The sequence below is a fragment of the Microbacterium trichothecenolyticum genome (assembly GCF_041938625.1).
Classification (GTDB): domain Bacteria; phylum Actinomycetota; class Actinomycetes; order Actinomycetales; family Microbacteriaceae; genus Microbacterium; species Microbacterium trichothecenolyticum_D.
The window spans coordinates 1,171,497-1,189,865 of sequence record NZ_CP169427.1 but is presented as its reverse complement, the minus strand read 5'-3'; the positions used below and the strand labels follow the sequence as shown (position 1 = coordinate 1,189,865).

Here is an 18,369-nt window from a genome sequence, read left to right as displayed (position 1 = left end):
TGATTCCCCTCTGTTCGTCCGGCACCGTCGCCGGCTCACGTGATCGGGGTCGCGATCGCGACCACGTTATCGGCGTAGCGGCCCGTGCGGGAGTCGAACTCCCCGCCGCACGTGATCAGGACGAGATTGCGCGCACCCGATCGGGCGAACACGTCGTCGACCGGCAGATCAGCCTTCGGGTAATAGGTGACGCTCTGCACCGCGTAGCGGCGCGCGTCCCCCGCAGCATCCGTCACTTCCACCACCTCCCCGACGGCCAGATCGCGCAGCCTGCTGAACGGGCCGATCGGGTACTCGGGCGAGTCGACATGGGCCGAGATCACGACATTGCCGTCGGATGCCGCGGGGTCGGCGCCGAAGCGATACCACCCGCCGATCGCGGGGTCGGCCGGCAGTTCCATGAATCCGCCGGTCTCCACGCCGACCGGAACCACCGGCACGTCGACATCGATGGAGGCGGCGACCACCCTGACCGGCGGCACCGGCTGCCGTGCGGGAGGTGGGGTGGCCGCCGCGACCGGCACCTGGACGGCGGGCGTGGGGAGCGCCGTCGCCGTCGCCGAAGGTGCCGACGCCGACGGGGCGACTCGTGGGGGTGAGCCGCACGCCGTCAGCGCGAGGGCGATCGCAAGGGAAGCTCCATACCCTGCGACCGCCCTGGCCATGGTGCAGCCGTTCAGCGCTGTGCCCGGCTGCGGGCGACGACGACACCGGATGCTGCGACCGCCGCGGCGACCGCGAGACCGCCGAGCACCCACATCGACTGCACGAGCAGGTCGCGTTGCGCCAGCTGGCCGCCGGTTCCGGAGTTCACGCCGTCGGGAGCGGAGTGCAGGCCGGTGACGGTCTGCACGGCGAGCGCCAGATTGTCGTCCTCGAGGCTGCCCCACGCGTAGACAATGGTCAGCGCGCCCTCCTGCACGTCGACGGGCGCCGGTCCGATCAGGGGCTCCGTCGTACCCGCCGCGGCCACCGAGGCGTCGATGGTTCCGGGGGCGAGATTGAGGGTCGCCTCGTCGGGATTGGCGAGTCCCTCGATCACGGCCGTCCCGCCGGCGAGCACGTCGACCGCGGGCGCGGCCGCGTCGTGCCGCACGGTGAGACGCCCCTGCCCCGCCGCGGTCGGCGACGTGTCATTGGCGTACGGGGTGAGCGTCGGCGAGCCCGACTCGTTGAGATGAGCGACCGCCGTGTAGTTCTTGCCGGCTTCGAGCGTCAGCGTCGCCGGGCCGAGCACCGGCGCGCTGGCGTCAGTCGCGTCGGGTGCCGTGAGCGCGACCTCGTAGGCGCCTGCGGGCAGATCGAGCGGCCCTGCCAGGTCGCCCGGCTGGAAGTCGTCGAGTGTGAGCTCGCCGTTGACATAGACGTCGACCGGCGTGTCGGGGATGCCGTGCAGCACCGAGAGCACCGCGTTGCCGGTCGTGGCTGCGGTTGCGGGAGCGCCCAGGCTGAGGGCGGCGACGATGCCGGCGGCGAGCCCCGCGAGAACCTTCTTTCGCATGGTGTTCCTCCTTCTCCGAGCGGCTCTGTCGCCGCCGTGTGAAGAGTTGTTCCCCCGGAGGCGCAGGTTCGGATGCAGGAGGGTCGAGGTTTCTGGAATGTCGTGGCCGTGGCCGTGGTCGTCGGTCGCGAGTGTCGGCGTGTGCCTCGCCGCTCACGAGCACGCCGTCGCCCGGGTCAGGCTCGCGGTGTCGGTGGAACGGAGAGTTCGCTGATCGTCACATCACGGAAGACCGCAGTCGCGCCGCGGGCGAAGAGCCGGATCCCGTCATCTCCGGGGGCCGGAAAGACGCGGTGCGACTGCACGCTCCGCCCGTCGTCCACGAACAGCTCGACGCTCGTCCGATCGACCAGGAGGCGGATCCCCACCCGCCCGGCTGACGGATCGAGCGGCGCTTGTGTGCGGCCCCGCGTGGGGTTGACGGTCAGCGTTCGGTCCAGATAGGCGTGCGGACCGGACAGGTTGAGCCCGGCGGCGACGAAGCGCGCCCCGCCGACGGGGCGACACACCTCGAAGCCGATGTCGCCGGCATGGTCGGCGGCCTCGGTATCCCACTGGATCTCGCAGCTCAGGTCGTACGCGGGCGCGCGGATGCCGAGATCGAGGTCGCCGTCGACCTCGACATCACCGAGGCGGTGCGTGCGAGTGGTGTACCCCGTCAGCGCAGCGGTGGGAGCGGCCGCGAGGGCGTATCCGTCGTGCTCGCGCACCAGCCGGAGGTCTCGGACGATCATGTCGTCGCCGTTGTAGCCGTCGGTCATGAGGGTAGGGGTGTTGTGCGGGTAGTCCCAGAAGTTCGCCCAGCCGATGGCGTGGCGAAGGGAGGCGTTTTCCTCGCCGGAGGCGTCGTGGTGGGGGTAGGTGACGGCGCCGTAGAAATCGAAGCCCCAGTCGAGCCAGCGGGGCTCATGCGCATCGGGAAGGAATCGACTGCCGTCGAAGGCGCCCGTCCAGTAGGCGTAGGTGGCGGGAAGGCCGCGGTGTTTCGCGTTGGCGCTGACGCCCAGAACCCAGCGCGACGATCCGTCGTCGGCGGTCATCTCGAAGATGTCCGGGCACTCGAGCAGTCCCAGGTCGCCTCGGGCGAACTCGCCGACCCGTGTCCATGTGGCGAGATCGGGCGACGCGTAGAAGCCGAGGCGGTATCCCTCGGCGAGGGCCATGAACCACCGGTCGCGGCTGCTGTCCCAGATCACCTTCGGGTCGCGGAACTCCGTGCGCTGCGGGTCGGCCAGCACTGGGTCGTTCGCGCCGGGCCGGAAGGATCGGCCGCCGTCGGTGGAGTACCAGATGTACTGCGCCTGGCCTCCCTCCGGCACCTGGTCGACCCGGGCCTGCGTGACCACGGCGACCACGGCTCCGCGTCCGAACCCGGCGGTGTCCTCGGTGTCGATGACGAGCGATCCCGACCAGCAGTCACCGTTGCCGTTGGTGAACTTCTCGATGGCGACGCCATGATCGACGAAGCTCACGTGGTCCCGGGTGGTGGCCCGACGCCACGACGTGCCGATGCCGCCGGCGAGGTAGTGCGCGTTGTACAGGTAGTAGTAGTGGTACTCGCCGTCGACGAAGACCGGCCGCTGCGGGTCGTTCTTCCAGTTGTCGGGCACGCTGAAATGAAACTCCGGCCGCATGGTGCGCCCGGCCGGCTGCCCTGTGCCGCTGCTCATGCGCCGCCCGCCGCGTCCCGGGCGACCGTGTGCATGGACCAGACGCGCAGCTGCGCCGGGACGCCGTCCCCGGATAGGCGGATGCCGAGGGCGTCCGGGCGGGTCGGGTACACGCGCGTCGTCAGCGGGACTCCGCCCGCGAAGACTTCGAGCGCCGAATGATCCACGAGGATCCGCACGTCCAGGCGGCCGTCGGCTTCGACGGGCACCTCTCCCGCGCGCGGGCTCGCGTCGACCGCGGGGTCCAGGCTCGACCGCGTGCGGTCGAGCGTCAGCTCGGCGCGGCCGCCGTGCCGCTGCAGGTGCAGGATTGTGCGCTCGGCGTCGTCGTCGGTGGCCCGGAGGGCGATCGTGACGGCACCGCCGTCGGGAAGCGTCAGCCGCAGCTCGAGGTCGAGCTCGTCCCCACGGACGACCTCCACCGGCTCGGTGCTCAGCACCGCCGAGAGGGACGCCACCTGCTCGTCGCGCAGCGCGTCGACCTCGGGAGCCGGCGCCTGCCGGAGGGACCCGTCCGGCGCCGCCGTCACCACGCGCGGCAGCGACATGACTCCAGACCACCCCGCTGCGATGGCGGCGCTGTCGGGTCGCCCCTCCTGCAACCAGCCGAACATGAGGCGCCTGCCCGACTCGTCGCGCATCGACTGCGGCGCGTAGAAGTAGCGTCCGCCCAGATCGAGGCGATGCAGCGCGGTCGGCGTGAAGCGGTCGTCCTCGTACCGACCGGACCAGTAGAGCGGGTGGTGGGTGACACCGTCGTCCCACGCCGAGAACACGAGGATGTCGCGGTGCGCGGCATCCTCGCCACCGATCCGGAACAGGTCGACGCACTCCCACATGGTGCCGGTCCAGTCGGGAGCGCCCGCCTCGCCCGCCGCGCTGTCGCCGACCAGCAGGGGCCCGACGTACGCCCACTCGCGCAGGTCGGTGGACTCGTACAGGAACGCCGTTCCCCCTTGGCCGCGGATGCCGGAGCCGATCAGCTGGCGCCAGGCGTCGCCTTCGCGCCACACGCAGTGGTCACGGAAGGCCGTGACCTCGACACCCGCGGGCGGCGCCGCGATCACCGGGTTCTCGGCGACCTTCGTCCACTCGACGAGATCTGGGGAACCCGTCGCCACGCACGGCAGCTCCCTCTCACCGTGCCGACCGGAGTACACGATTGTGGGGGTGTCGCCGTCGTACACGAGCACGCCGGACCAGCACCCGTCGACGTCGGGGCCGTCGCTCGGGGTCAGCGCGATGGGCAGATCGCGCCAGTGCACCAGGTCGGTGCTGACGGCGTGCCCCCAGTGGATGCGGTGGTGCAGCGGCTCGTACGGATTGAACTGGTAGAAGAGGTGGTACTCGCCGTCACGCTGGGTGAGGCCGTTGGGGTCGTTGAGCCACCCCGCCGGCGCGGTGAAGTGGTAGACGGGACGGTGCGGGTCGGCGGCGGCGCGCGCGATCAACTCCGCGGGGACGAGTGTGGATGTGGACGTCGCGGTCATGCGGCAGGGCTCTCTTCGAGGTCGTCGGACGGTTCCAGGGCGGTGCCGGGCGCATCGGAGGGCGGGGCGTAGAGCCCGCACCGCACCCAGTGCTCGGGCTGTTCACTGACACGATGGAAGACCGGCTTCGTGTCGGAGCACGGCTCGGCGGCGGTATGGGCCAGCGCGCAGGAAGACGGCGTCAGCACCTGACGGCGGAGGTGAGCGCGTTCGACAGCGTCGAACGGCTCCGTGCGCCGAGGGTCGGGTACCGCCGAGATCAGCAGCCGCGTGTACGGGTGCTGCGGGTTCGCCAGCAGCTCCATCGCGTCGCCGCCCTCGACGAACTCGCCCGCGAACATGACGACGATGCGGTCGGCGAGGTAGCGGGCCGAGGCGAGATCATGAGTGATGTAGAGCATCGAGATGCCCTGCTCTTCGCAGAGCGTCCGCATCAGGTTCAGCACCCCGATCCGCACCGACACGTCGAGCATCGACGTGGGCTCATCGGCCAGGATCAGCCGCGGGTTGACGGCGAGCGCGCGGGCGATGGCGATGCGCTGACGCTGACCGCCGGAGAGCTCGTGCGGGTAGCGTTCGAGCATCTCGGCGGGAAGGCCGACCTTCTGCATCAGTCGCTGCTTGGCCTGCTCCATCGCGGCGCGTCCGGACGCGGCTCCGTGGATGCGCAGCGGACGCTCGAGGAAGTGGCCGACGCGGTGCACCGGGTTCAGCGAGCCGAAGGGATCTTGGAAGATCATCTGCACCGCCGAGCGATACTCCCGGGTCGCCCGTCGCTTCGAGGTCGCCATGATGTCTTCGCCCTCGAAGAGGAACGTGCCGGCCGACGGCTGCTCCAGACGCGCGAGGCACCGGGCGAGGGTGGACTTGCCGCTGCCGGACTCGCCGACCAGCGCGACGATCTCGCCGTGGGCGATGTCGAGGTCGACGCCGCCGAGGGCGCGTACACGCTTGCGGGACAGTGTCCCGCCGATGGTGAAGGTCTTCTCGAGTCCGCGTGTCGAGAGCACGGGGGTGTCGTGTGCGGTCATGAGATCGTCTCCGTCATGAGGGATGCGCCGTCGCTCGGTGCGACCCAGTGCGTGGGGCCGACCTGTTCGAGGTCGGGGATGTCGCGGAACCGTACTCCTTCGCCCAGCCCCTGCAGTCGTGCCCGGGGACCCGACATGGGCGGGAACGCGTTCATGAGGGCGCGGGTGTACGGATGCTGCGGCGCAGCGAAGATCTCTCCGGCTCGGGCGGTCTCGACGAAGCGTCCCGCGTACATGACGGCCATGCGGTCGGACAGCTCGACCATCAGCGACATGTCGTGGGTGATGAAGAGGATCGCGAACCCGAGTTCGCGCTGCAGGTCTTTGATCTGCGCCATGATCTCCTGCTGCACCACCACGTCGAGCGCCGTGGTCGGCTCGTCCATGATGAGCAGCGGCGGTCGCAGCGCCGTCGCCATCGCGATGACGACGCGCTGCCGCATACCGCCCGACAGCTGGTGCGGGTACGACGTCAGCCGCTGGCGGGGGATGCCGACGAGATCGAGCAGCTCGCCCGCGCGTGCCAGCGCGCTCTTGCGCGACGCGCCTTCGTGCGTGGTGAAGATGTCGGCGATCTGGTCTCCGATGGTCATCACCGGGTTGAGCGAGTTCATCGCGCTCTGGAACACCATCGCCACCTGGCGCCAGCGGAACTTCCGCAGCTCTTCGGCGGTGAGCGCCAGCACATCGGTGCCGGCGAAGCGGATCGAGCCGCCGGCTATGAGCGCGGGGTCGCGCAGCAGCCGCAGGATCGCGTTGGCGATCGTGGACTTGCCGCATCCGGACTCACCGGCCAGACCGAACACCTCGCGTTCGGCGATCGAGAACGACACGCGATCGACGGCGCGCACCGTCCGGGCTTCGGTCACATACTCGACCGACAGGTCGTGGACCTCGAGGAGCGGAGCGGTCATCGTGCCGCCTCCTTCCGCGTGCGCGCGGCGACAGGCGTCGGCGCGTCGGGGGTGGTCCGGCGGCGCGGCCGGCGCAGGCGCGGGTTCGTCGTCTCGTCGACGCCGTAGTTGACCAGCGCCAGCGCGAAGGCGACGAGCGCGATGCACACGCCGGGAGGGACGAAGACCCACCAAGCACCTGTCAGCAGGGCACCGTCGTTGCTCGCCCAGTAGAGGTTGGTGCCCCAGCTGACGGTGCTGATGTCGCCGAGTCCGAGGAACTCCAGACCCGCCTGGGCGCCGATGCCGAAGATGACGCACGCGAGGAACGTGCTCATGACGATCGACGCCATGTTGGGCAGCATCTCGCGGAACATGATGCGCAGCCCGCTCTCACCGGTGACCTGGGCGGCAGAGACGAAGTCCTTGCCGCGGATCGACATCGCCTGCGAGCGCAGCACGCGGGCGGAGCCGGCCCAGCCCGTGATGACGAGCACCACGATGACGGTGCCGAGGCCCTGCGGCAGGAACGCGGCGAGGATGACCAGCAGCGGCAGACCGGGAAGGAGCAGGAACACGTTCGTCACCAGCGACAGGAGGTTGTCGACCGTGCGGCCGAGGTAGGCCGACGCGAGACCCACGAGGAGGCCGACGCAGGTGGCGGCGATGCCGACCGTGAATCCGACGAACAGCGATGATCGCGAGCCCCACACGTTGAGGGCGAAGACGTCCTGCCCCTTCGCGGTGGTGCCGAGCCAGTGCTCGGCGGACGGCGGCTGTGAGCCGATGCCCTGGATCAGGGTGGGGTCGCCCGGGGCGATGACCGGGGCGAAGATCGCCATGAGCGCGAAGAGCACCAGGATGACGACGCCCGAGAGGGACTTCCCGTTGCCGAGGAGGCCTCGGAGGAGCCCTCCCCCGCCGCGTCGGCGGCGCGGAGGCGGGGCCGCGACGACCTGGCCGTCGGGACCGGGAGGCGAGCCGAGATCGAGCTCGGCCATGACGCGAGGATCTTGCGCGAGTGACATGTCGCACCCTCCGTTCAGCTCACGCGCACGCGCGGATCGAGGCGCACGTACACGATGTCGACGAGGAAGTTGGCGATCAGCACGGCCGTGGTGATCGTGAGGAAGAGTCCCTGCATGAGGGGGTAGTCGAGGTTCTGCACCGCGGCGAGCAGCGTGTAGCCGACGCCCGGGTAGGCGAAGACGACCTCGGTGAGCAGCGCGCCGCCGACTACGAAGCCGAGCGACATGCCGAATGCGGTGACGGACGGGAGAAGGGCATTGCGGGCCGCGTACTGCATCATGACGCGGTTCGGGCGCAGGCCCTTCGCCTCGGCCATGACGATGTAGTCCTCGGCGTTGGTGGCGATCATCGTGTTGCGCATGCCGAGCATCCAGCCGCCGATCGAGACGAGCACGATCGACGTCGCGGGCAGGATCAGGTGATACGCGACGTCGCCGACGAAGGCGAGCGAGAACTCGGGCACTGTGCCCACCTCGTACGCGTGCCGCAGCGGGAACGCCTGGAGCGTGACCCCGAAGAGATACAGCAGACCCATCGCGAGCCAGAAGTAGGGGAACGAGCCGATGAAGATCAGCACCGGCGGCACGACGGAGTCGAGGATGCCGCCACGGCGCCAGGCCGCCAGGATGCCGAGCACATTGCCGATGACGACGGCGACGATCAGCGACACGAAGCCGAGCAGCAGCGTCCAGCCGAGCACACTCGAGATCACGTCGATCACCGGTGTCGGGAACCGCGAGATCGAGAATCCCAGGTTGCCGGAGAAGATCTGGCCGAGGTAGCGCAGGTACTGCTCCCACAGCGGGGCGTCGCTCAGGCCGAACGTCTCGCGCAGCGCCTCGATCTGGTCGGGGCGGATCTGCCCCTGCAGCCGCGCGACCATGCGCGAGACGGGGTCTCCGGGCATGAACCGCGGAAGGAAGAAATTGAGGGTGATCGACACCCAGAACGCGACGAGGTAGAACCCGAGCCGTCGCAGTATGTAGCCCATGATGCGTCTCCACGGTCGTCCTGCTGCACCGCACGGGCGGCGCAGCAGGACGACACGATGTGTCAGTCGGCGACGACCGGCTCGAGGCTGGTCAGGATCAGCACGGCGGTGCGCGAGCGCACGCCACCCAGGGGTGCGTACGGGTCGTCCTCTGTCGGCCAGCCCGTGAAGCGCAGGGTGCTGGCGGCGCCGAACTCGGGTCCGGGGAACAGTGTCGCCACCGGCGCGACCTCGGCGAACAGAGCCTGAAGATCGTTCATGATCGACTGCTGCTGGGCCTCGTCGGAGCTCGCGGCGAACTGCGCGAGCAGCGCGTCGGCCTCCGGGTTGCCGTAGCGGTGATAGTTGTCGAACGACTGTTCACCGACCGGCTTGACCGTCTCGGTCGACATCACACCGCGGTAGAACTGGTACGGCGTGGGGGCATTGGCGCTCCACACGATGCCCGAGTCGAAGGTGCCGTTCTCATACGAGGCGACGACGTCGCCCCAGTCCTTCGCCGCGACCGTGACAGTCACGCCCAGCTCGGCGAGGTTCTGCGAGATGACGTTGCCGACCGACACCCAGTCGCTCGAGGTGGAGCCGACCGAGAAGTCGAAGGCGAATGGTGAACCATCGGGAAGCACGCGCGTGCCGTCGGCGGCGAGCGTGATGCCCGCGGCATCCAACAGCTCCCCTGCGCCTTCGAGGTCTCGTTCGGTCCACGTGCACGAATCGACGACGGCCTCGTCACGCCACGCGTCGTACGAACCCGACAGCCCGGTGCAGTCGGCGGGGTGCGTGTAGCCCTGCATGCCGATCTCGGTGACCTGCTCGCGGTCGACCGCCATCGACAGCGCCTTGCGCACGTTCGCGTCGTCGAACGGCGCCTTGGTGGTGTTGAACTGCCAGTTGATCATCGACCCGGTCGTCGGGAACCAGTAGAACCGGTGCTCCGGGTCCTTCGCGACGTACGCCTCCTCGATGTTGGGGATGAACTGCGGAGCCCAGTCGACGTCGCCGTTGGCGGCGGCGAGGTTCGCGCCGTCATTGCCGGCGAACGCCAGCATGCGGATGCCCTCGATCTGCTGCTTCTCGGGCTGCCAGTAGTTCGGGTTCTTGCCCAGGTCGAAGGACTGCGCCTGGAAGTTGGTGATCTCGGTGTACGGGCCGGTGCCCACGGGCTCTTCGTTTGCGAACTTGGTCGGGTCGTCGACGTCGTTCCAGACGTGCGCGGGAGCGATGACCTGCTGACCGATGTCGAGCAGCGCGGGCGAGAACGGCTCGGTGAAGTCGAACTGCACCGTGAGCGGATCGACCGCCGTCACAGACTCGATGTAGTCGAACCCGCCGCGCACCTCGCGCTGCAGGTCGAACGAGACCACGACGTCGTCGGCGACGAGAGGCTCGCCGTCGGACCACTTCACGCCCTCGCGCAGGTGGTAGGTGATGCCCATGCTGTCGGGCGCGACCTCCCACTCGGTCGCCAGCCACGGGGTGGTCGAGCCATCGGCGGGGTTGTAGACGAGCATCGACTCGTAGATGGCCACGTGGGTCATCGGGAAGTCGGGGTTGGCGAACGGGTTGAAGTTGCGGTCGAACGTCCCCATGTCCTCACGGGGGATGGTCAACAGCTGCGAGCCGTCGAGCGAGTCGGCGGGTTCGCCTCCGCCGGCGCTGCAGCCGGAGAGGGCGAGTGCTGCTGCGGCCGCCAGGGCGGCGGCGATCAGCACCGCTTTGCGGTGAACTGTCATGATGAGGGTGTTCCTTTCTTCTTCGTTGAAGCCGAAGGGGGCTGCGCGTCGGAGGAGATGTCCAGTCACACCGATGCGCGTTCGAGGAGCGGGCAGTCGACCGTCACGGTTCCCGTGCCGGTCGACTGACCCGCGATCATGCCGGCGAGGATTTCCACGCCGAGGGCGCCCATCTTGTCGAAGGGCAGTGCAACCGTCGTCAGACCCGGCCTGAGGTAGCCCGCGATGAGCTCCTGGTTGTCGAATCCGATGACGGCGACGTCGTGCGGGATGCGCAGGCCGCGTTCCTTGATCGCGTCGTACGCTCCCATCGCCATGCGGTCGTTCGCGCAGAAGATGGCGGTGGGCGGGTCGGTGAGATCGAGAAGAGCGGATGCTGCGTCATAACCGCCGTCAGCGGTCGCGTGTCCCGAGATCTCGAGGTTCGCGTCGGCGGCGATGCCCGCCTCCTGCAGCACCTCGTGGTAGCCGCTGAGCCGGCCGACGGCGGCGGGGATCTCAGGATCGAGGTTGATGAACCCGATGCGGCGGTGCCCTGCGGCGAGCAGGCGCTCCGTCGCGCGGCGCCCGCCGGTGCGCTCGTCGGGAACCACCGCGGGATAGCGGCCTTCGGCGTCGAAGCAGTTCACGAGCACCGTCGGCACCTCGCGGGCGATCTCGGGCAGCTCGACCGCGCGGTGCCAGGTGGCGGCATAGATGAGTCCCTCGACCCGCTGCTCGAGCAGCCTCTCGATCGCCGCCGTCTCGACGGCGGGGTCGGACTCCGTCGACGCGATGAGCAGGTACTTCTCATCGACGAGGGCGCGGTCCTGGGCCCCCTTGATGATCTCGACGGCGAACGGCGCGGTGACGATCTCGGTCACGAGCCCGTACCAGTCGCTCTGCTTCTTCGCGAGCGCACGAGCGCCCGCGTTGGGGCGGTAGCCGAGCTCGGCCGCGGCGGCGAGCACGCGGTCCCGCGTGTCTTCGGCGATGCTGACCGAGCGCCGGTCGTTGAGCACGAACGAGACGGCAGAGCGCGAGACGCCGGCGTGACGGGCGACGTCCGCCATGGTCACCGCGCGCCTGGTCGTCTCTGACATGTCGTGTCCTTCGTTGGACGCGCGAAGGGAACTAACGCGCGTGAGTTGGTAGCCAGAGCGATACTAACGCGAGTTAGCGAGCGGGCGCAAGACGTCCACGCCTGTGCCCCGGCACGGAAGCCCGGTGGGCCTCAAGGGCGGCGAGGTCGAATCCGAGCCGACGAGCGCTCGCCAGTGGTGGCGGCGCGGAGGTTCACGGCATCCGCTCGAATACCTCCCGCGCGCGCAGCGTCCGCACCCGCGTGACCGGATGCGTGGCCAGCACGACCTTGCCGCGCGCGTGCAGTCTGGCCAGGTCGTCGAACGCGTCCACGATGTCGTCGATCGGATAGAGGCCCGACACGAGCAGCCGGAACGCACCCGTGCCGGCGAGGTCGACGACGCGCTGCAGCACCTGGGTCGCATGCGCGACGGAGTCGGGGTCGTCCCGGAGCAGGCGAAGCTCGACCTCGCGCCGGGAGGCGCTCGAGCGATAGCGGCCGGGGGGAACACCGAGCGCGTCGGCCACATCGGCTCCGTCCTTGCCGTAGTTGTCGATGTACGCGGTGACCGGCCCGCCCGCGACCCGCTGAATACGCTCCACGAGCCCGTCGCCGTACTTCACGGGCGTGATGCCGAGCTGCCGCAGGTAGTCGAAGTTGCGCTCGCCGCACGTGCCGATCACCCGCGCACCGCGGTACTTCGCCACCTGCGCCTCGATGCTGCCGACGCCGCCTGCCGCGGCGGAGATGACGATGGTGTCGGATGCCCCGATCCGCAGGTCGTCGAGGGTCTCGAGCGCCGTGGCTCCCGCGAGGAAGAGGCCGCCGGCAACCTCCCACTCGATGTCCCTGTGCTTGAGCACGAGCTGGTCGGCCGGCACGACGACATGGCTGGCGTGGGCGCCGGTCCGGGTGTGGCCGACGACGTCGGAGCCAGCCCTGAGTGCGGTCACGCCAGGGCCGCACGCGCGCACGATCCCGGCGAAGTCGCTGCCGGACGAGCGCGGCCACGGGTCGTCGCGCCAGGTGTCTTCCTTGCCGTTGCGCAGGAACGCGTCCATGTGGTTGATAGCCGTCGAGATGACCTCGACCAGCACCTCGCCCGGCCCGGGAACCGGCAGCGGGTAGTGATGGCGCTTGAGCACATCGGCGTCGCCGTAGTGGGTGTAGCGGTATGCGAATGCCTCGGTGGGTGCGCGCATGACATTCCCCTCCTGCCGTCTCTCGAAGGCTCGTCGTCGGGCCTCCCAGAAGTTATTCCGGCGAAGATGCGTTCACGGATGCGCCCGCACCGCAGTCGCCATCCCTCGGCCGTCGAGCGAGCTTGCTGCTCTCGGCTCAGCGCGGATCCGCGCGATCGTCGTGTCGGGCGTCGCGCAGGGGTGAGAACACGATGACAAGCGCAGCGCTCGCAAAGACGCCGGCGCCGATCCCGATGGTCAGCTGATAACCGAGAGAGGTCATCAAGACGCCGGTCAGCAGGGCCCCGAAGAAGAACACGACCCGGTTCACGGTCCGGATCGTCGAGTTCATTCGCCCCTGTATTCCGTCGGGGGCCACCGCCTGCCGATAGGAGATGTCGTTGGTGTCTTCGATGCCCATGGCGAAGCCGTAGAGGAATTGCGATGCCGAGACGACCACCAGCACGACACCGATACCGCTTCCGGCCGTCAGCGGCGCCACCGCCAGCAGTAACCACGGGACCACCACCAGAGACCGGCCGAGCAGGATCGCCCGCCCAGCGCCGAGCCACGACCCGATCCGAGGCGCGATCATCGCGCCGACGAAGCCGCCGACCCCTCCGAACGCCAGGGCGACGCCGTACGCCCACGACGGCAAGTCGAGTTCGCGCAGGACGAAGACGGCGAAGACCGTCGACACGATGCTGTTGCCCAGGAACCAGACGTGCACAGACAACGCGAGAGGCCGGAGCGTCAGGTGGCGATAGGTGTATCGCATGCCTTCGGCGATATCGTGCCCGACGTGTCGCCCCGCCGCTCGCGGCTCCGGTTTCGGCTCGACCACCTTGATTCGCCACTGCAGGAACGCCGCGACGGCGTTGATGAGCGCGTCGAGGGCGAACAGGATCGATGGGCCGAGCAGATTGATCAGTGCCCCACCGACAACCGGCCCCGCGGTCGTCGCAACGGTCTCGCTCTGACCCAGCCGTGCGTTCGCCATGATGAGCGAACCTCGCGGAACGAGGCGGGGCAGCAACGACTGAGCTGCGGATTCCGCGAACAGGGTGAGGACGCCGAGAGTCAGGATCACGACTGCCAGCGACCAGAAGTTCAGCGCCTCGAGAAGAAGGAGGACCGGAATCGAAGCGAGGGCCAGCGCCCGTCCGATCGTGGTCATCACCAGCGTTCGCTGCCGACGCCAGCGATCCATCAGTGCGCCGATGATCAACCCGAGGAAGAGGTACGGCACGACGCTCAGAGCGCTCAAGACGCTGATCTGCATCGGGGTGGCCACGATGACGGTCACGATGAGGATCTGGACCGCGACGCCGGCGACAGCACCGCCGAACGCACGGATCGTTGTCGCGCTCCAGAAGTAGCCGAACCCCGGAAGCCGGAGGACCTCGCGCGACGACGGAGCGGAGGCCGATCCGCCGCCCGCTGCCTCCTCGCGCACGTCCCCAGCGTACCGACCGGCGAATTCCGCCCCGCTCCCCTCTCCCGACTCCTCGTTCGCCGAGCAAGCGAGGAACGAGCGAGTCGAAAGCCCCGATCCAGCGAGCAACCTCTTCCCGGCGCACCCCATCCGTTTTCGCACCCGCCCCGAACAACCCTCACAGCACGGCAGATCGCCGCTGGGAAAGAGAGGTCTCTCATGGGCTCGTCACCGAATCGCATCGTCGCCACGGTCTTCGGCGCCGTCTATCTCATCGTCGGTCTTCTGGGCTTCTTCGTCACCGGTCCCATCAGCTTCATCGCAACCGAGGGCGGACTGCTCCTGGGCATCTTCGAGGTCAACCCGCTGCACAACGTCGCGCACCTCCTGATCGGAGCGGCGCTGCTGATCGCCGGCATCGCCGGCGCGCGCCCGGCCAAGATCGTGAACATCACGGTCGGCGCCGCATACCTGCTGCTGGGTGTCATCGGCTTCTTCCTCGTCGGCACGCCGGCGAACATCCTGGCGCTCAACGCGCCCGACCACTTCCTGCACCTCGCGAGCGCCATCGTGCTGCTCGGCGTCGGCCTGGCCGCCGAGCGCTCGTCGCAGGTCGCGACGGCGTGACCATGGTTCAGGGGTCCACGACGGGGCGTGTCAGCCGCGCCCCGTCGTGGGTTCCGGTCGGGGCGTGGGGCTTCGGGCTCGTCGCCGTCGGACTCGGTGCCGCGGCGATCGTCGCCGTGCAGGCCGACACGCTCTCGCAGGCGCTCGGTGCAGTGTCGGTCGCGGTGGGACTCGGTGGTCTCGGGTGGGGCGCCACGACTCTCTACCTCGACCGCACTCCGACGCCACGGGCGGCAGTCGCCGCCCTCTTCGTAGGGATGGGCGTTGCCATCGCGCTGCTCTCGACCGGGCCGGGGCGAGCGAGCATCCTCGCAGTGGCTCTGCTGCTGGGACTCGGCGTCGCCGTGGCCTGCGGGATCCTCCGAGGCACGCGGCATCCGTCCCCGCGCTCGAGCCTGTGGGGCCTGATCGGCGCGGCGGCGCTGGTCACACTCGTCGTGGTGCCCGCGCTCGGTGCCTGCCAGGGAGCCGCCCTCCTCGACGCCGACGGCACCGTGCTTCCTGTCGTCACCCACGACGGACATTGACGGATGCCGCGCCTGTGCGCTCTAGAGAGGCTCGGGCAGCGTCACATCGCGTCATGACCCGACACGCTCCGACACTCACCGGCGATCCAAGCGCGCGGCGTCTAGCGTGGAGGTCATCGCGGCGATCCGGGCGGTCCCGGGCTCCGGTTCATACCCGGCAGCGTTGCGGGTTCGACTCCCGCCGTCGCGTCGAACCCGGGAGGACCGCACCCCGTCGGAAACGCTGGGATCGCGCCCCTCGGCGTCACGGCTGCGGCCGGTCTGGGCACAATTTGGACACCGCTGCAGAACGACCTCGCCGCACCCGCGCGACCGAGCGGCAGCACCCGCTCAGCGCTCGGAACCGGACCGCCACGCGCCCCTGCCACTCGCCGGTGCAGGAAGAGGCGGGATCCCCGTGCCTCACCGGTGCCCCTAGCGTCTCGCTCTTCATTGCAGGAAGCTGCGGTCTCGCAGAGCCGTCCCTCCTGACGCCGCGCGCGACCGGCGTCCGCGCCCTGACGGACCGGTTAGCTGTTGCTGGCAAAGGTTGTTTACGGTTTCAGCTGAGCAGTTCTCTGAGTGCGTGGAGGTGGGCCCTGGCCAGAGCCGCGGCGGCCTCGATGTCGCGTGAGGCGATCGCCTGGTAGACGCGCTCATGGATGCTGTGATCGGTGTTACCTCCGTGATGGCTGCGGTGGCGGAGCATCTCGATCATTGCCTGGCGACTGCGAGGCGCGAAGCTGTCGAAGAGGTCCAGGAGGATCGGGCTGTGCGCAGCGGCGACGATGCTGCGGTGGAAGGCCATGTCGGTCTCGACGTGCTCGTCGAGGTGGGTGCGGTGGCGCTCGCGCTCGTCGAGCGCTCCTCGGATCTTCTTCAGCTCGACGGAGGTACGGCGTTCTGCGGCAAGGGCGGCGGCCTCGACTTCGATCGCGGTGCGCGCCTCAAGGACGGCGACGATGTCGGCGCGCTGAAGGATCTCGTCCCAGCTTTCGGGGATATCGGCAGCGGTGACGAACACGCCTGCACCTTGGCGGGTGGTGAGGATGCCGCGGCCGGCGAGGGTGCGGATCGCTTCGCGCGCAGTGGATCGCCCCACACCGAGTTGCGGTGCGAGTTTCGTCTCGCCCGGCAGCTTCTCGCCGACCTCCCATTCGCCGTCCCGGATGCGGGCGAGAAGGAGCTCGGCGGCCTGTTCGGCGAGGGACTCTCGGCGCACCATCGTCATGCGGTCATTCTCTCATCCGCCCGAACTTCTCTACTTGTCTGAGGAGTTGTGGTAGTTTTGTCCCGTGCTCAACTCATCGTTCCTTCTCCTTCGCTGCCACGGCGGGGCCTAGCCAGACCGGCTCCCCCGACGTGGAGCCGAAACGCGCGCCGGTCGATCGAATGTGAACGACTCCGACAGGAACCAAACGATGACCAGCAGCGCCTTCCAGTCCCTCTCCACGCCTCGAGGCCCCATCCCGCCGCAGGCGCCCGCCTGGAATCGGCAGCGTCACTCGCAGATGCCCTCGCACCGCTACCGCGACGTCCACTCGCGCGTCACCGTCCCGCTCACCGAACGAGACTGGCCTGCCCACCGCCTGACCGCTGCCCCGCTGTGGGTGCCGGTGGACCTGCGCGACGGCAACCAGGCGCTGACCGAGCCGATGGACCCGGCGCGCAAACGTCGCTTCTTCGAGCTCATGATCGCGATGGGCTACACGGAGATCGAAGTCGGCTATCCGTCCGCCTCACAGACCGACTACGACTTCGTGCGCCTCATCGCCGAGAGCGATATCGCACCGGCGGATGTGACGATCGTGGTATTCACCCCAGCCCGCCGCGACTTGATCGAGCGCACGGTGGAGTCCATCCGCGGCATTCGCAACCCCGTCGTGATCCACATGTACACGGCCACCGCACCCATCTGGCGCGACGTTGTCCTCGGCCACCGCCGTGGCGAGCTGAAGGAATTGATCCTCGCCGGTGGCCGAGACGTGCTGAGGTTCGCGGGGCACCTTCCAAACGTGCGGTTCGAGTTCTCGCCCGAGGTATTCAACCTCACCGAGCCTGACTACGCCCTCGAGGTCTGCGACGCCGTGACCGGACTATGGGACGCCACGCCGGAGCGGCCAGTGATCCTGAACCTGCCCGCGACGGTGGAGGTCGCGACGCCGAACGTGTACGCCGACCAGGTCGAGTACATGCACAAGAACCTCGCCCGCCGCAGCGCAGTGATCCTCTCCGTGCACCCGCACAACGATCGGGGAACAGGGGTGGCCTGCGCCGAGCTCGCCGTTCTTGCCGGCGCGCAGCGGGTCGAGGGGTGCATCTTCGGCAACGGGGAGCGCACCGGAAACGTCGATCTCGCCACACTCGCGCTCAACCTGCACGCCCAGGGTATCGACCCGATGATCGACTTCTCCGACATCGACGAGATCCGCCGCACAGTCGAATACGCCAACCGCATCGAGATCCACCCCCGGCACCCGTACGTCGGAGATCTCGTGCACACCGCCTTCTCCGGCACCCACCAGGACGCGATCAAGAAGGGCTTTGCCGAGCACCGCGCCCGCGCGGTCAAGTCGGGGCGGCCCGAGCGGGAAGTCGAGTGGCGGGTGCCGTATCTGCCCATTGACCCGGCCGACATCGGGCGCGGCTACGAGGCCGTCATCCGCGTGAACTCACAGTCCGGCAAAGGCGGCATCGCCTACTTGCTCGAAACGGCGTATGGCATCGAGCTGCCCCGCCGCCTCCAGATCCACTTCGCCCGCCATGTCCAACAGCACACCGACGCCACCGGCAGCGAAGTCACCGCCGAACAACTCTGGGACATCTTCCACGACACCTACCTCGCCACCCCACCCGAGGCCCCGGTCGAACTCGCCGGCTTCGCCACAACCGACCAGGGCACCGCGATCACGCTTCGCACGAACGGCGCCGAGCGGACCAGCCGGCATGACGGCATCGGCCCGGTCGAGGCGCTCACCGCAGCGCTCGCGCAGATCGGATTCGCTGTCCAGATCCTGGCCCTCCACCAGACCAGCACAAGTTCCGGCAACGACAGCGAGGCGCTCACCCTCCTCGAATACCGCGATGCTCAGGGCATCGAATGGATCGCCGGCAAAGACCGGTCCGTGCTCACCGCCACCCTCACAGCCGTCATGAATACGACGATGACCAAGACGGGCGTGCTCCCGCAGTGAACAGCCACCGGAATGCGTCCCTCAC

At 68.9% G+C, this 18,369-nt stretch carries 16 protein-coding genes and 1 tRNA gene; 4 read left to right on the top strand and 13 right to left on the bottom strand.

From position 1 onward, the window contains the following. Window positions 1–35: 35 nt before the first annotated feature. The 12 genes from ACEYYH_RS05330 to ACEYYH_RS05275 all read right to left on the bottom strand — a co-directional run bounded on the left by ACEYYH_RS05330 (window position 36) and on the right by ACEYYH_RS05275 (window position 14,038). Window positions 36–665 carry a class F sortase gene (locus ACEYYH_RS05330; protein WP_374977221.1) on the bottom strand — a complete coding sequence of 210 codons (630 nt, stop codon included), beginning with the start codon at window positions 663–665 and terminating at the stop codon, window positions 36–38. Window positions 666–676: 11 nt separating this feature from the next. Beyond that, window positions 677–1,501, bottom strand: coding sequence for a DUF4397 domain-containing protein (locus ACEYYH_RS05325; protein WP_374977220.1), 825 nt, complete (start codon window positions 1,499–1,501; stop codon window positions 677–679). 176 nt (window positions 1,502–1,677) lie between these two features. After that, the gene (locus ACEYYH_RS05320; RefSeq protein WP_374977219.1) at window positions 1,678–3,171 is read right to left on the bottom strand and encodes a glycoside hydrolase family 32 protein; all 1,494 of its coding nucleotides are present in this window, start codon (window positions 3,169–3,171) and stop codon (window positions 1,678–1,680) included. Continuing rightward, complete coding sequence (locus tag ACEYYH_RS05315; RefSeq protein ID WP_374977218.1) at window positions 3,168–4,661, bottom strand: glycoside hydrolase family 32 protein; 1,494 nt, start codon at window positions 4,659–4,661, stop codon at window positions 3,168–3,170. The genes ACEYYH_RS05320 and ACEYYH_RS05315 overlap by 4 nt, the downstream gene beginning before the upstream one ends. Beyond that, a complete protein-coding gene (locus tag ACEYYH_RS05310; protein WP_374977217.1) occupies window positions 4,658–5,692 on the bottom strand; it encodes an ATP-binding cassette domain-containing protein in 1,035 nt (344 codons plus the stop codon). Before ACEYYH_RS05310 ends, ACEYYH_RS05315 begins: the two co-directional genes overlap by 4 nt. Then, complete coding sequence (locus ACEYYH_RS05305) at window positions 5,689–6,606, bottom strand: ABC transporter ATP-binding protein (RefSeq protein WP_374977216.1); 918 nt, start codon at window positions 6,604–6,606, stop codon at window positions 5,689–5,691. The genes ACEYYH_RS05310 and ACEYYH_RS05305 overlap by 4 nt, the downstream gene beginning before the upstream one ends. Further along, window positions 6,603–7,586 (bottom strand): ABC transporter permease, encoded by a 984-nt coding sequence (locus ACEYYH_RS05300; protein WP_374977215.1) that lies wholly within the window; start codon window positions 7,584–7,586, stop codon window positions 6,603–6,605. The genes ACEYYH_RS05305 and ACEYYH_RS05300 overlap by 4 nt, the downstream gene beginning before the upstream one ends. A 41-nt stretch (window positions 7,587–7,627) precedes the next feature. After that, a complete protein-coding gene (locus tag ACEYYH_RS05295) occupies window positions 7,628–8,605 on the bottom strand; it encodes an ABC transporter permease (protein ID WP_374977214.1) in 978 nt (325 codons plus the stop codon). Between the two features lie 62 nt (window positions 8,606–8,667). Continuing rightward, on the bottom strand, window positions 8,668–10,338 hold the full coding sequence (locus ACEYYH_RS05290) for an ABC transporter substrate-binding protein (RefSeq protein ID WP_374977213.1): 1,671 nt from the start codon (window positions 10,336–10,338) through the stop codon (window positions 8,668–8,670). A 65-nt stretch (window positions 10,339–10,403) separates the two neighbouring features. Beyond that, a complete protein-coding gene (locus ACEYYH_RS05285; protein ID WP_374977212.1) occupies window positions 10,404–11,420 on the bottom strand; it encodes a LacI family DNA-binding transcriptional regulator in 1,017 nt (338 codons plus the stop codon). A 193-nt stretch (window positions 11,421–11,613) separates the two neighbouring features. After that, window positions 11,614–12,603, bottom strand: coding sequence for an NADP-dependent oxidoreductase (locus tag ACEYYH_RS05280; protein ID WP_374977211.1), 990 nt, complete (start codon window positions 12,601–12,603; stop codon window positions 11,614–11,616). A gap of 136 nt (window positions 12,604–12,739) precedes the next feature. Next, window positions 12,740–14,038 carry an MFS transporter gene (locus ACEYYH_RS05275; protein ID WP_374977210.1) on the bottom strand — a complete coding sequence of 433 codons (1,299 nt, stop codon included), beginning with the start codon at window positions 14,036–14,038 and terminating at the stop codon, window positions 12,740–12,742. A gap of 198 nt (window positions 14,039–14,236) precedes the next feature. On the opposite strand from ACEYYH_RS05275, the gene ACEYYH_RS05270 reads away from it, so the two are divergent. The 3 genes from ACEYYH_RS05270 to ACEYYH_RS05260 all read left to right on the top strand — a co-directional run bounded on the left by ACEYYH_RS05270 (window position 14,237) and on the right by ACEYYH_RS05260 (window position 15,361). Further along, a complete protein-coding gene (locus tag ACEYYH_RS05270; protein WP_374977209.1) occupies window positions 14,237–14,644 on the top strand; it encodes a DUF4383 domain-containing protein in 408 nt (135 codons plus the stop codon). Continuing rightward, complete coding sequence (locus ACEYYH_RS05265; RefSeq protein ID WP_374977208.1) at window positions 14,641–15,171, top strand: hypothetical protein; 531 nt, start codon at window positions 14,641–14,643, stop codon at window positions 15,169–15,171. The genes ACEYYH_RS05270 and ACEYYH_RS05265 overlap by 4 nt, the downstream gene beginning before the upstream one ends. A 117-nt stretch (window positions 15,172–15,288) precedes the next feature. Then, window positions 15,289–15,361, top strand: a tRNA-Met gene (locus ACEYYH_RS05260). Window positions 15,362–15,712: 351 nt separating this feature from the next. Here ACEYYH_RS05260 and ACEYYH_RS05255 read toward each other — a convergent pair. After that, window positions 15,713–16,381 (bottom strand): FadR/GntR family transcriptional regulator, encoded by a 669-nt coding sequence (locus ACEYYH_RS05255; protein WP_374977207.1) that lies wholly within the window; start codon window positions 16,379–16,381, stop codon window positions 15,713–15,715. A gap of 280 nt (window positions 16,382–16,661) precedes the next feature. Here ACEYYH_RS05255 and ACEYYH_RS05250 point away from each other — a divergent pair, with 280 nt between their 5' ends. Beyond that, window positions 16,662–18,344 carry a 2-isopropylmalate synthase gene (locus tag ACEYYH_RS05250; protein ID WP_374978164.1) on the top strand — a complete coding sequence of 561 codons (1,683 nt, stop codon included), beginning with the start codon at window positions 16,662–16,664 and terminating at the stop codon, window positions 18,342–18,344. Window positions 18,345–18,369: the final 25 nt, after the last annotated feature.